The sequence below is a fragment of the Paenibacillus sp. FSL F4-0122 genome (assembly GCF_038002845.1).
GTDB classification, from domain to species: domain Bacteria; phylum Bacillota; class Bacilli; order Paenibacillales; family Paenibacillaceae; genus Paenibacillus_AQ; species Paenibacillus_AQ odorifer.
In genome coordinates, this window is record NZ_JBBODI010000001.1 from 6,648,224 (window position 1) to 6,661,972 (window position 13,749).

The 13,749-nt window shown below is 47.0% G+C and carries 14 protein-coding genes and 1 pseudogene; all 15 read right to left on the reverse strand.

Annotated elements, in window-relative coordinates:
* Nucleotides 1-1,194: a glycosyltransferase gene (locus MHH49_RS29335; protein ID WP_036685925.1), complete on the reverse strand. Its 1,194-nt coding sequence runs from the start codon at nt 1,192-1,194 to the stop codon at nt 1-3.
* 2 nt (nt 1,195-1,196) lie between these two features.
* Nucleotides 1,197-1,463: an acyl carrier protein gene (locus tag MHH49_RS29340; RefSeq protein ID WP_036685924.1), complete on the reverse strand. Its 267-nt coding sequence runs from the start codon at nt 1,461-1,463 to the stop codon at nt 1,197-1,199.
* Between the two features lie 14 nt (nt 1,464-1,477).
* Nucleotides 1,478-2,647: a peptidase U32 family protein gene (locus tag MHH49_RS29345; protein ID WP_036685921.1), complete on the reverse strand. Its 1,170-nt coding sequence runs from the start codon at nt 2,645-2,647 to the stop codon at nt 1,478-1,480.
* Between the two features lie 3 nt (nt 2,648-2,650).
* Nucleotides 2,651-3,847, reverse strand: coding sequence for a glycosyltransferase (locus tag MHH49_RS29350; RefSeq protein WP_036685920.1), 1,197 nt, complete (start codon nt 3,845-3,847; stop codon nt 2,651-2,653).
* A complete protein-coding gene (locus MHH49_RS29355) occupies nt 3,844-4,758 on the reverse strand; it encodes an NAD-dependent epimerase/dehydratase family protein (RefSeq protein ID WP_036685918.1) in 915 nt (304 codons plus the stop codon). The genes MHH49_RS29350 and MHH49_RS29355 overlap by 4 nt, the downstream gene beginning before the upstream one ends.
* Nucleotides 4,759-4,766: 8 nt before the next feature.
* Complete coding sequence (locus MHH49_RS29360; protein WP_036685915.1) at nt 4,767-6,248, reverse strand: class I adenylate-forming enzyme family protein; 1,482 nt, start codon at nt 6,246-6,248, stop codon at nt 4,767-4,769.
* Nucleotides 6,249-6,260: 12 nt separating this feature from the next.
* Complete coding sequence (locus MHH49_RS29365; RefSeq protein ID WP_036685913.1) at nt 6,261-7,055, reverse strand: ABC transporter permease; 795 nt, start codon at nt 7,053-7,055, stop codon at nt 6,261-6,263.
* Between the two features lie 5 nt (nt 7,056-7,060).
* Nucleotides 7,061-7,852 (reverse strand): ABC transporter permease, encoded by a 792-nt coding sequence (locus tag MHH49_RS29370; RefSeq protein WP_036685911.1) that lies wholly within the window; start codon nt 7,850-7,852, stop codon nt 7,061-7,063.
* Complete coding sequence (locus MHH49_RS29375) at nt 7,849-8,856, reverse strand: ABC transporter ATP-binding protein (RefSeq protein ID WP_036685909.1); 1,008 nt, start codon at nt 8,854-8,856, stop codon at nt 7,849-7,851. Before MHH49_RS29375 ends, MHH49_RS29370 begins: the two co-directional genes overlap by 4 nt.
* Complete coding sequence (locus tag MHH49_RS29380) at nt 8,853-10,001, reverse strand: DegT/DnrJ/EryC1/StrS family aminotransferase (RefSeq protein WP_051491421.1); 1,149 nt, start codon at nt 9,999-10,001, stop codon at nt 8,853-8,855. Before MHH49_RS29380 ends, MHH49_RS29375 begins: the two co-directional genes overlap by 4 nt.
* A gap of 12 nt (nt 10,002-10,013) precedes the next feature.
* A complete protein-coding gene (locus MHH49_RS29385) occupies nt 10,014-10,871 on the reverse strand; it encodes a hypothetical protein (RefSeq protein ID WP_038570095.1) in 858 nt (285 codons plus the stop codon).
* 26 nt (nt 10,872-10,897) lie between these two features.
* Complete coding sequence (locus MHH49_RS29390; RefSeq protein ID WP_036685905.1) at nt 10,898-11,593, reverse strand: hypothetical protein; 696 nt, start codon at nt 11,591-11,593, stop codon at nt 10,898-10,900.
* The gene (locus tag MHH49_RS29395; RefSeq protein WP_339810817.1) at nt 11,590-12,702 is read right to left on the reverse strand and encodes an electron transfer flavoprotein subunit alpha/FixB family protein; all 1,113 of its coding nucleotides are present in this window, start codon (nt 12,700-12,702) and stop codon (nt 11,590-11,592) included. The genes MHH49_RS29390 and MHH49_RS29395 overlap by 4 nt, the downstream gene beginning before the upstream one ends.
* Nucleotides 12,703-12,705: 3 nt before the next feature.
* Nucleotides 12,706-12,792: pseudogene (locus MHH49_RS31275) on the reverse strand (4Fe-4S binding protein); the annotation flags it as partial.
* Nucleotides 12,789-13,592 (reverse strand): electron transfer flavoprotein subunit beta/FixA family protein, encoded by an 804-nt coding sequence (locus tag MHH49_RS29400; RefSeq protein ID WP_339813655.1) that lies wholly within the window; start codon nt 13,590-13,592, stop codon nt 12,789-12,791. The pseudogene MHH49_RS31275 and the gene MHH49_RS29400, both read right to left, overlap by 4 nt.
* Between the last annotated feature and the right edge of the window lie 157 nt (nt 13,593-13,749).

A 13,749-nucleotide genomic window follows, 5' to 3' on the forward strand; every position in this document is an offset into this window, starting at 1 on the left:
TCACCTTGCTGACATTTCGGATTGCAGCATATTCTCCAGATACAGTTCGAATTTTTCAGGCTGGGCCTCCGTTATAAATTCCTGCGCGGCAGCTTTAGAGGCTGCAGAAATGGATTCGTAGAGTGTCCTGTCCGTCAGCAGCCGTTGCAAAGTCTCCACCCATATGGCAGTATCCTGTTCGGGAATAACCGGCATTGTATGTCCTGTTGCTTCATCCTTGTAAGTTTCCGTAATCGGCGTCACCGGAAGATTATAGTCAACCTTGCATTTCGATTGCATGAGGCCGCCTTGGTCGCTTGCAATAACAGGAATACCTCTTAGCATCGCTTCAATTACTGTCTGCCCAAAAGCTTCAGCGCAGATGGAAGGATGAAGCCACACTCGTACCTGTTCAAAAATCAAATTCATCTCGCGCTCCGGTTCAAGCAGTGTCACATTAGGCAGAGCACGTAAAGCGGATTGTTCCTCCTGCTTCAAATCGCCCCATGTAATTACCGCAGCAAAAGGATAGTCCGGAAAAGCTTGAGCCAGCTTCAGAAAAATGGATAAACCCTTTATCTCTGTAGGGTTGCATATCGCGATGTATCCTCTGTTGAAATTATGAAAGGTTGGAAAAATACCATCCCCATAAATTGGGAAACGTAGCGAAACAGCATTGGTATAACCACCCCATTCGGTGATATTATGAGCTACGAAATCACTGTCACCAATAAAGCCGGAGACCTGGGCAAGCTCCTGTCGGAGCAGCGGATTTTCGATCCAGCTATGCGGCCCAAAAGGGAGAGTGATCACATCATGACAAATCACAACCAATTTTGTTGCGCTTCCAGCCACGAGCTTTATTCCCGCAGCAACCATGGTGTGGTAAGCCATATTCACAAGAACCACGTCCGGATTGCCTTTTTTCATCAAATCCCCTGCTGTTCTGTATAACAGCATAACACTCGTGGTGAAATGGCATTCTACACCATTTACTGTCCCCTGAAGACTATGCGCGGAACGAATAATATTGTTTACCCCATGCTCCTGCAGCTGTTCCTCCACCTGTAACATAGAATCTTCCTGGTCTACCAGATGGACTACTCTACATTGATGTCCCCTGGCAGCCAGGGACTCGAATACTGCACGGTTAGCCTTGACGGCCCCTTGATAATAGGCAAAATAAGCACCTTCAGAAAGAAACAAAAGATTCATCGTCAGCTGCTCACCCTTTCCGACTGTCCCTCAATATATGCCGTCAATTTTCCGGTATCATTTAATAGTTCCAGTGCCAGGTCATCATCTTCAATGACGATTCCAAGCTGTTGTTCAATCTTAACGATAATCTGCAAAGCAATCAGTGAATCCATATGGAACGCTTCAAGTAAATCCGCTTGCGCATCCAGTTCCTCCATTGTAACCTCCTTGCTCAAGACCTCTGAAAAAATAGCGGCCAGCTTACCCAAAATCTCCTTGTTCTGCATGCTTATATCTCCTCTCAGAAAACCTTTGGTTGCCGCTCTGCCGTATCTTGTACCAGCTGCTGCAGCATGTTTAAGCTCTTGGTCCGGGCGGAAGGATCAGGAAACGAAAGGGCTTCAACGGCAAATTGATCACAATACCCGCATACCGCACAATCCAGTGACCGGCAATCGACTTCTTTGAAAAAATCAATAAAACCTTGCAGCTTAGAATTGTCAATATAAACATCCAATAAGGTCAGGGCACGGATGCTCTGGCGGCTCTGCTGCGTTTGCCGGGAAAAAACCGCCTTTTCTCGTGTAACCGCACCGGCCGTTCTGCGATGGTTGGTGTGAACGATGTTCAAAATATCAGCCAAGTTCCCCGGATACTGCCTATCATGATAGGCTTTTGCCGCCTGCAACAGCCAGGCAGTAGATTTTGACCGGTCCGTCAGCTTAAAACGGTGTATGCCTATCTTCTCATATTCCGCCAAATCCTCCGGCCTGATCCAGCGCGCCTTCATGATATTCCCTGGATCATTAAATTTCTCGTAAGTGCATTTGACGGAGCAATAATCCATAAAGCTTTGGTTATCCGTTCCACGGTTGGATGAGCCATGGCTCATTACATTGTCATGATAGACCTGCATTGGACATTCATAGAGACAGGTCTGATTGACAATGACCTGGATTTCACATTCAACGCTGTTCTGTATACGTTCAAGCAGCCTGAAATCTCTGGCTATGTTTTCTCTTACTGTGATCTCTTTGACGCCCATTGAATCAAAGTATTTTGCCCGTTCCACACTTTCGACCACCGCAAAGGAAGACAAGCTCACTTTGATCTCAGGATGTCTTCTCCTGCAAATGTCCACAAGCAGCTGATTGGCTAAGGTGATCCAGTCCACACCTATTTCAGCGGCCCAATCCATTTGATCTACAATTTGTCGGTAGCCTTCATCCTCATATTCCCTGTTGCCGAGACAGGAACTGTTCATCAAATAGTTAAACTCTTTGTTGTACATATGGGCCCGCTTAACCGCTTGTTCAATATCGCTCCGCGTACTTATCGGCATTGCCGCAGCCGATCTTCCGCTTCCACAGCCCTCCTGAGAAGAACCACCGAAGAAGCAGCTGATATATTCGTATCCGCCCAGCTCGTCAATAAGCTGGATATCGCCGTTATATGGAACAGATATCTTCATAAATTACACCTGCCAGCTATTTTTTTGTGCCAGTGCGATCAATGCAGCACAGCAATTCTCAGTTCCGCTTAAAGTCCTCAGCTTGGACTTATAATGCCCGCGAAGCTCAGCCAAATTATCGTTCAACGCTGTCTCAACAATCTTACGGATACGGCTTGGTCTGAATGCTTGAACGGGTAGCTTATAAGTGAGACCAAGATTTTGGAGCTGCGTACAATTATAGTCCCGTTCAAAATGTTGACCGGGAACGGTTATGCTCGGAAGTCCATGCAACATTGTCGTAAGCATAGTATCTTGTCCGCCATGAAAGATTACCAGAGCTGCTTCCGGCATAATTTCAGCAGCCGGGATAAACCAATGGAATTGAATATTGTCGGTATGGTCAGGAAGCACCTTAAGCTCATAATGAAATCCGCATAAACAGGCAACACGGTAGGGTTGCTTGTCAAAGATCTCTTTGACCAGCTCAATATAAATTAAAGGGGGAATGGCACTAACGCTTAAATAAATAAAAATTAGCGGCTTGCCCTGCCAGTCCGGATGCCACTGCAGATTTGAAGATTGTCTTGCCTCCAAATCCAGAATGTAACCGGCGAAATCGCACTCCTTCAACGCAGCCAGCTCCGGCTCCAGTTCCGGTAGTGTCGGTGCCATTTTAATTGTTGCTCTTGAAAATAATAATTCAGCCAGATTGGAAACAGAATCCAGTGAATAATCCGCCAACACCTCATTAAAAGCGGCGATAGCTTTGGCAGATCCCGGATACTGTAGGTTGGCCGGGAAGGCTGGATGGCTTGGCCAGCTCGCAATCATTAAAGCGGGAATCTGGGCCACGGCAGCTGAAATGGAAGCACTCGGACGAGACTCGGCAAATATGGCGTTGGGTTTAAAAGCCTGTATCGCCTTCAGTTCAGCCTCAACCGCTTGACGAATAAAGCCCGATTCTGCCATCCCTGTCCACTCTACATAATCGGCAGCACTGCGAACATCTCCGGAATTCCCTGAAGGAAGCGGAATCGGATAGTCATAAACCTGAAAGCCGTTGGCTCGGACAAAGTCAGCAAGCTTGCCGCCAATCACAAAGCTGACCGTGCAACCTTGGCTTTGCAGAACCTTGGCAATGCCCAGCGTTTTGCTCACTGATCCTACAGAACCGGAGCTAGGAGGGCTTGGAAGAAGCATAATTCTTGGCGGACTCACAAACTATTCACCTCGCTTCTATTGGACATTTCTTCGATTAAATAAGGAATCGCATGGGTGTAAGTAGGGTATGCCAGCCGTACATCGGCATTCTTTTTTATCTTTTCGTTTCCCATACGTACGGAAAGGGCGCGTAAACCATGTATACTTAGTCTGATACGATCAGTGACAGCCTCAGGAGAAATCCATTGTATTTCAGACAGTTGAGCATATTTCCGAACCTCTTTTATCAATTCCTCCTGTGTTAGAGGAAGATCATCACTCACGTTATAAATCTCTTGAACAGCAAGATTACTCCAGGCCAACTGCATCATTGAAATAACATCATCAATATGCACTTTAGATGAATAACTGCGCCCGTTCCCCAGCATCTGAGTGCAGCGCATTAATTGCCGGATATAATTATGCTCAAGCGGGCCGTACACTTCAGCGATCCTGAGAATGATATAAGAAAATTTCGCATGGGTGCAGTATTGCTGGACCAGCCGCTCCATTTCGAGTGTAATTCTTCCAAATGGATGAACGGGATGGCACAGTGCAGATTCATCGGCCACACAAACGTTGTCGCTTCCATATACAGCCCCATTGCTTGCCACAATGAACTTGCCATACGTTCCGCTGCGCAAAAGTTGGTCCAGCAGATTCCGCGTCCCCTCTACATACAGCTGCCTCATCCGGGACACAGAACCAGAATGTTTGCCGGCAAGATGATAGACGACATCAATATCCTCCCCTATGCCATCCATCGTTTCAGGGTTCAGAACGTCGCCTACCCACAGTTCCATACCCAATTCTGCAAGTGTTTCGCCAACGCCTTTTTCCTTCGGCAATACAAGCCCTCTGACAGCATGTCCCTGTTCCAGTAAACTGCTTGTTAACCTGCTCCCGATAAAACCGCTGCAACCTGTCACAAGAAACCTCATGGCGTCAGGATGTGACTGGCTGCTTGATTCTGATTTCTCAGCTTCTTCCCATAGCGACCCTTGGGAATGTTATCCGTCCACTTGATTACTCTCGGCACCTTATATGCCGCAAGTCTCGCTGAACAGAATCTGATAATATCATCGGCTGATACCTGGGCATCCAGCGGCACGATCTCCGCAATCAGCTTGCTGCCATAGTATTTATCGGAAACACCATATACAAGTGCTTCTTTAATGCCGTTATGGAGCAGCAGGACTTGTTCAATCTCTGCCGGATTTACCAAATGTCCGCCGACATTGATGTTATCAGAAAGCCGCCCCGACAAATACAGATACCCAGCCTCATCCAACCTTCCCAGATCACCCGTACGTACCCAACCCTGTTGAAAGACCTCTGCCTGCAACTCGGGTTGCCCGTAATACCCGCACGATATATGAGCGCCGCTGACCCATATCTCTCCTTCCTCTCCATGAGCAACCTCGTGCCCCTCCGGGTCAAGCAGCCGAATAGAAACTCCCAGATGTGGCTGTCCCACCGAATCTCTGATCAGTTCTTGCTCATTTGAAGGATTATAGGCAATTGCCCCACCTTCGGATGAACAGAACAATGAACGGATAGACTTGCCCGACAGCTTATAAAAGTCCTTAAAAGTCGCTGCGTCCAGATGAGCAGAGCAGCTGATGCACAGTCTCACTTTATCCCAAGCTACACTTGACGATGACACGACTGACTCATTAAGCAAGGCATACATATAGGGAACCGCAAAAAGAATCGTTACCTCTTTGCGATTGATCTGCTCGCAAATTCTAGCAGGCATTGTTCCCTTCGACATGATTAATGTAGCACCGGCACAGAGGGCCGGTAGGACTACAGTGGTTAGCGTCGCGGGCAGCCACGGCGAAATCGGTGTGAACAGCTTGTCGTTTGCAGTAATTTCAAGCCCTCTACAGATGGCCATTACATTATTGTAGATGGCCCGATCGCTAAACTGTACGCATTTAGGCGGTCCAGTCGTTCCTGAGGTATAAAAATTCAAAGCAATATCTTCATCAGACTGCTTATCTGCCTGTAAAAAAAGCGTTGCAGTCCTAAAAATAAACATCGGTACTCTGAGTACGAGCTCAAGCTGACTGCTGCCCTCCGAATCAATTGGATCGCAAATTAAATACTGACAATGGCTTGACGAGTGCATTCTCTCCAGTTCCGGTAAGTTCTTCACAGGTTCAAATGGGATCGGAACGGCTCCCGTATGCCAGCATGCAAGCCACAGCATGATAAAAGCAGATTTGTCTGCAACGGCTAAGGCAACTCTGTGCCCGGGCCGGATCCCCGCGAGATCCAGCTTCTCACTACTGTGCTCCAGTTCCTGCCGTAGCTCTTCATAAGTGATCGTTGATCCTTCATAATCAATGGCCGTAAGCCCTGGATTATTCGAGCAATTGAAATAAATCAAATCCAATATGGAAGAAGTGTTCACTTAGAATCCTCCTCAACTAGAAGCACTTGCATATTTTTTCACTGCTCGTTTAAAAAACGCACTGGCTAACATTAGCAAAACCGCAGCTAGCAAGCTGCCTCCGAATAAATAGGACAGGCTTACCCTGCCCACTAATGCTTCTGCAGGAATGGAAACGATAAAGGCGACAGGAACGATCCAGGTAAGCGCCAATTGGATTGGTTTCTGATATACATTGACCGGAAATCTACCCATCTGCATGATACTGTCGAATATACTCAACATCGGACTTCCGGCATACCAAAACGCCAAAGAGCTTAATAACAGCAGTATTGAGTACAACAGCAGTAAAGCATTGCAAATGGCCCATACAAACATCAGACAAGTGGATATTCCTATCGCTTCTTGCATTTGAGAAACGCCCAGCACCATCACCGCTACTCCCACCATAACATCAAACAGATTAAGCGGAGACCAGTATCTCGTGCTCACATAAAACTGGGTCTCAATCGGTTTGAGCAGCGTTAAATCAAATCCTCCAGTCCATAGCTCCCCTTCCATCCCGGCTAATGAGCCAAGGCTTGGACCAACAAATAGATTTTTCATTGCCAAAATAAAATAGTACACGCCCGATAATGCCAGCGTATCCGCAAAAGTCCAACTGTTAAGCGAATTTGTGTTGGAAAAGAGGATCGCGATCCCGCCAATCGTCCCGGTTAAATTAATTGCGGTATACAAAATTTTGATTAGAAAGTCACCGCGGAATGACGCTTCCTTTAGAAGCGCTGTAGAGAAAAACAATCTCAGCAAACGCATATATCTCAGCATGTTCCCTACCCTCCCACGGCCATGTATGCACGAATCCCTTTTTTCCACACTAAACGGTTACATAATATGATAACGACCGCCCAAACGAATTGAACAATTATGCCAAAAACAAGCTGTGAATGATCCAACTTTCCAAGGGAAAACTCTATCGGAAAGCTGATCATATATTGAAAAGGCAAATAATCCGAGATATCCTGCATAAATCCCGGAAGCAACGACGAAGGCGCTACCTGTCCGGCCAGCAAAAATACCAGGGTGTCATTAATAGAAAGTAAGGACTTGATTTTATTGGTGAAAAATGCAAACAGGGAAAGTGTATAGGCCAGCATAAATCTGATTATTTGAGCCATGAGAAGAAGATAAACGGCCACCAGCAAGTCCAGACCGGATATAGCCAGTCTGAAGTTCAAAAAAATGGCAGCCACACCGGCAACAAATATAACAAAAGGCATACAGACGATTTTGACAGCCAAATCTGATGCAACCACATCGTAAAAAGGCGATATCGGCCTCAATAATACAATCGACATCTTGCCGCCATAGATTTGATCGCCGACCGTCCAGTGTGATGTAGGGTAGGTCAGCTGGTTCACAAGAATTAACAGAATATAATACCTCACAAAATCCTGCTGAGTGAACCCGGTTATGCTTCCATCTCCCGCAGCAACGGTCCAAACAAACATATAGATGATAGGTCCCATCATCCAACCAAGCGTCAATGTCCAGAAGAAACCTTTCTCAGCCATAAACCCGAACATAGTCCTACGTATCAGCGCAAAGCCTCCGCGAAAATTCAAAGGAGCCTCCCCTCTCGATACACTTCATCAATTACCGAATCGATTGGAGCATCATTGATTGTTACATTTCCAATGCAATAGCTATTAAAGATTTCTGAAACAATCTCAGGTACAGCTTCCTTCTGAATCTTAAACAATACGTAGCTTTCCGCAAGCTCCATGACCTGCAAGCTGTCAGTAAACTTCTCCTTTAGCTCTTCAATTGTGCCCGTTACGTCTTCATCCATAAAACTGACTTTGAGAATGCGGTAGGGAGCTATTTTACCGCTCAGCTGCTCCAGAGATCCGTCGTATAACAGCTTGCCTTGATTGATCAGCACAACCCGTTTACAAAGGGAAGAAATATCCTCCATATAGTGACTGGTAAGCAGGATGGTTGTCTCATGTTTTTGGTTATACTCCTTGATAAAACTGCGAAGCCGCAGCTGCATGCTAACATCCAGCCCCAAAGTAGGCTCATCCAAAAACAATACACGTGGCTGATGTAACAACGCTGCTGTTAATTCACACTTGGAGCGTTCTCCCAAAGAGAGATTCCGTGCCTGATTCTTAAGCAGATGCCCTATATCCAGTAGTTCTTTTAGCTCGTTGAGTCTTTGTTTAAAATCAGCATCAGAGACTCCGTATATTTCCTTCATCACAAAGAAAGAGTCCTCGACAGTAATATCCCAGGTTAACGTCGATTTGTTCCCCATTACCATACTGATGTTGCGCAGAAACTTATGTTGGCGTTCCCACGGTTTGAAGCCATAGACGGAAATGTTGCCTGATGTCGGATACAGGATACCGGAGAGCATCTTCAGCGTGGTTGTCTTTCCCGCGCCGTTAGGTCCGATGAACCCGACAATTTCTCCCGGCTCAACCCTGAGGTCGATACCTTTTACCGCCTCAACTTCGTTGTATTCCATTTTGATCAGACTTTTGAACGCATGCTTTAACCCATGTTCTCTTACAGGGACGCGATAGACCTTTCTCAGATTATCAATAATAATGCCCTCGTTCATTGCTGCCCCCTTAACTCTGCGACCACACTTAAGAATACAGCCAAAACATAATCGATCTGCTGATCAGTCAAATTGGGATAAATCGGCAAGCAGATATGACGCCGACAATAATCATCCGCTAGCGGATATTCCCCACTGAACTGTAGGGAAGCAGCGATCGGCTGCCTATGAAGCGGCGTTGCATATACCTCCCCTTGGAGCGAAACGCCTTTCTCCTTGAGTCTGTCCTTCAAATCGGAACTGTCAACGTCTAAAGGCACTATAACAATGTACTTATACCAACTGCATCTGTCCTGCGGCATCACAATCTCGAAATCAGGAAGATTTTTCGTAAAGAAGGAAGTATAACGGTTGGCGATCGCTTCCCGTTGTTCAATGATCGCGTCGAGCCGCTCAAACTGGGTAAGCGCTATCGTTGCTGTGATATCACTCATTCGATAATTGTTGCCAAGCGAGGTGTGGTAAGTCTCCCAAGGCTGGGGCTTGCCATGATTGCGGAACATTCTTAGCTTCTCAGCCATTGAATGATCGTTTGTGACAATGATCCCTCCTTCCCCCGAGGTAATGATTTTCGTGGCAAAAAAGGAATAAGTTCCGGCAATTCCGAAAGCTCCCGCACCTTTTCCGGCCATCCTGCTGCCATGTGCATGAGCGGCATCTTCAAATAACCAGAGCCCCTGCTCATCGCACCATTGCCTGATTTCTTCAATCTCCGGTGTAACAATTCCGCCAATATGTACGATAATAACCCCTCGGGTACGACTCGTGGCCTGCTTCTTTATTTCAGCCAGCGACACCGAAAATGTACGGGGATCAATATCAACAAGGCGAACATGCCCTCCGGCAAACAGGACACTGGAAGCCGTGGCAATAAACGTATTTGCCGGAACCAGCACTTCCTGCCCCTTTACTTCGAGCACTCTCATTACCGCTTCAATCGCACTTGTACCCGAATTAACCGCAATGGCATGAGTAACTCCTACATACCGGGCAAAACGTTCCTCCAGCTCCTGTACATACCTACCCTGACTCAACGCTCCTCTCGACAGACAATCATCAATTCGCTCCATAATGATACGCCGCTCCTGCTCAGAAAATGCAATATCGAGTGCGGGTACATCCATAACACCTTGTGTCAACTGCATAACGAACCTCCTCTACCAGTCATAGACTACAGTTTTCCCTTCAAAAAAGCCTTCCGCCGCTTGCCTGATAAATTGCTCCATATGTTCCGCATGAATATGTTGGGCAATTAGGCTGGTTACTTCAAGCTCTTGCTTCCCAATTCTGCGAGAGATTTCCTGAATACGGTCATGCGTTATGGATTCCTTAAGTATTCCAGGTCTTGTCAGATCAATAAATTGTATGTGCTGGTCTGGTGGATGGTTTTTTAAAGCCGAATGCCGTTGAACCTGCGAGAGCAGGTCCGAATCAAGTGCAACAATGGCTCTCTCCTCGCAGTCCCACACACCGCTGTTTAACCCGGCCCAAATCTCATCCTTGGCCTCCTTCTTTTCAACACTGAAGCTCAAATCTTCATCCTGCTTAAGCAACCTTAATAAAAGCTTTCCTAGCAGTCCCATTCCCCACAGTTCCACCGTTTTAATGCCTTCATCTGCCAGCTCTTCACACACATTTAGTGCCACACAAAACATAGGAACAAACGCAGCTGTCACAGGGTCTAAGTCGTTGGAAATAAAGATCTGACCATCCACCCCACTGTGCAGAGGGACACATACATCCTTTGTATAATGAGGAGAAAACACAAGAGCTTGGCCTACGCGATGCTCTGCTCCAAGCCCCGCTTTAGTCACTACTCCGACACTGGAGTAAGGATAATGCCCTGGTAAATGGCATGCCCCATGAAAAAGCTGCAAGCACGATGGGTCCTTTACCGTTCCCGTTAAAGTAAAACGGTTGGTAATGAACAATTCATTAGGACCCGGTTCCGCCTTGCGAGCAGCGGTGAAGTGTACACTAGGCTGAGGCCCTGATTCAGTGAACTTATTGTACATAGCCGAAATAACCGTCTCCTTACTGTTTATATATGGTCAGGTATCCAGGTATAACGTCCGCCCACCATAGGCGAGTGGAAATTCGGCATCCAGCCATGTGCTGTAAACTCGCCAGCCGAGTCGAAACCAACCACAAGCATCGCCTTTCCTTCATATTTGCCGTTGGTAATCCACATCTTTGTCCTTATATCCGGTGTTTGTCCTGTCAGATGCCTCATACGGGCGACAAATACCAGATACCGCTCCAGACTCATTCCCAATTTTCCGGTTTTCTTGTATGTACGCTGTATTTCCACAGCCGTCCGATCCAGCATATCCGGTTCGGTTGTCCGCGGAACGGTGAACCAGAAATCCTCAATTTCCGGAGTTGCTGCGACCAGTTCACTCTCCAGCGCCCAATTGCGGATATTAAACAAGCAGCCTAATTGCTTGCGACTGACGCCTTGGGGAACACATAAAATGATCTCGTTTCTTCGGTCCGCTTCTTCTAATTCTTCTCTCGTAAACTGCGGCATCCGAAGTGAAAATTTTCGCTGGATGATATATTCGATTCCTAATGTTCTGTACCAATTCTCCATCTCGCTCCGGATGTATTCCGGAGAATATGTGTCGTGGACATCGCTTTGAAACCTGAACATATCCTCCTTCTGAAGCAAGTGCTCATCGAGCATGACGCCAATCGTATGCAGCGTTTGTTGTCTTAATAGCTCCTTCTCAATCATCGCCCAACCTCCTGTACTGTGTTCAATGCCGACAATATTTCAGGTATGACTGTAAAAAGATCGCCTACGATCCCATATGTGGAGTAATCAAAGATAGGTGCATTGCGATCCGTATTTATTGCAATTATCGTCTCCGAATGATGCATCCCAACCTTATGCTGCACTGCCCCAGACACTCCGCAGGCGATGTACAGTTTGGGCTTGACCATTTTACCTGTCAGTCCGACTTGATGCATACTATCCATCCATCCACATTCTACAAGCGGTCTGGTAACCGCTACTTTCCCCCCAAGCGCATCGGCGAGCGCATAGATTAAACGAAGATTGTCTGCGTTTTGAATGCCTCTCCCGGCAGCAACAATAATTTCTGTAGTCTCGATGTTCTCCTTGCCCGCGGCTTCTTCAATTACTCCCATAAACTGCAGGACTGAGGAAGAGCAAGAATACAGGGAGCTTAGATCAACAATCTTGCCCTGCGCGACGTGTGCGGTCTCAGCAGCGGAATAAAAATTGGTTTTTACAGTTGCCATTTGCGGCCGTCTTGCCGGTATTTTTATCTCAGCGAATTGCTCGCCCATTTGCGTCGGTCTGGTAATAATAAAATCCCCGTGATCCGGTCCCATCTTCAAATCGATGCAATCGGCGCATAGCCCCGTCCGCAGGCGGACTGCGACTCTGGGGAAAATAGACCTTCCCCATGCGCTGGCCATACCTAGCACGACAGACGGTCTTTGATCCCGGAGCACCGCAGAAATCAAATTATAATGAATATCTTCGGCGTAACGCTGTATTCCCGGTTTGTTCACCATCCACACCTCATCTACTCCCCACTGAAGCAGACGCTGGGCTAGGTCTTCTATACGCTCTCCGACCACCAAAGCGTAAATGCGCTGGGCTCTCATAGCCTGCAGCTGTTTTGCTGCGGTAACCAGTTCCGGAAAATATGAAGAGAGAGCGCCCTCAGCATGTTCAACAACAAGGCAAATACCCTCATGCTCAGGGTACGGTTGTCTGGTCTCCTGTGCCCTGTCTTTCATTATAATGGCTTGGTTAGGACAGCAAGACGTGCAGACTGAGCAATAAGTACATGCCGCAACGTCGATACGCAAGCCCTCATCCTCATCCTTGATTGCAGCGGCGGGACAGCGTTTTAAACACAGGAGGCAATATGTGCATTGTTCCTGATCAATCCTAATCATCCATTTCTAACCTCGCTGATTTTGCTGATTATCGGCTCCAATACCCGTAGATATTCATCGCTTTCCAGCAAAATCCCCTTTCTTTCGGAGTGCTGTTCGTACACTGAAACTACTTCAGTAGCCGAGCCTGCCAAACCAACCGTCTGTGGGTCAAGGCCAAGGTCATGACAGGACCATACCAGAATATCCTTGGTTCTGGCATGCAATTTGGCAGCAATTGTTAGCGGTTTCAACTCAGAGACGGCTGTCATTCCACCAATACTCAATACTGCCGGAAGCCGGCAAGACTGTCTGGTTGTTACCCCTTCGTCATGCTGGCGGTGGAACAATACCTCATCGGTCGAAATATCCTCAAACCGTGTTACATTTATCGCGTGGGGGATATCTAGATACTCGCCGATTCCCGGACCTACCTGACCGGTATCACTGTCGGTTGAATGGCTGCCGGTCAGAACCAGATCACATCCACCAAGCTTCTCAACAGCACGAGCCAGTACCAGCGATGTCACCAATGTATCCGAACCGGCAAAAGAAGCGTCGCTGAGCAGGACTGCCTCATCGATTCCATAACCCATAAACTCCTGCAGAGCCGTTTTACAACCGGGAGGGGCCATGGAAATAAGAGTTACATTAGCATTACAGCTATTCTTCAGCTCCAATGCCACATGGATGGCTTGCCGGTCCGGATAGTTTAGCTCAAAGGTTGCCTTCGGTGGCGGTGAGGCCGAGATCTTACGGCCATCATCAATGCCACGCACATTGTTTTTGTTCACGTGTGCAATAAACTTTAAACAAACCACTATTCGCAATATATCGCTCCCCCCATCACATTCTGCTGCTTTTTTATCAGAGAAACGTATGTCAAAATGTTTCCAAAAGTACTATTCTTCGCCAGATTACCATTTCCCTTTATTATCATAATATGATTATCATCACATAATTGGAATGAACAATTAT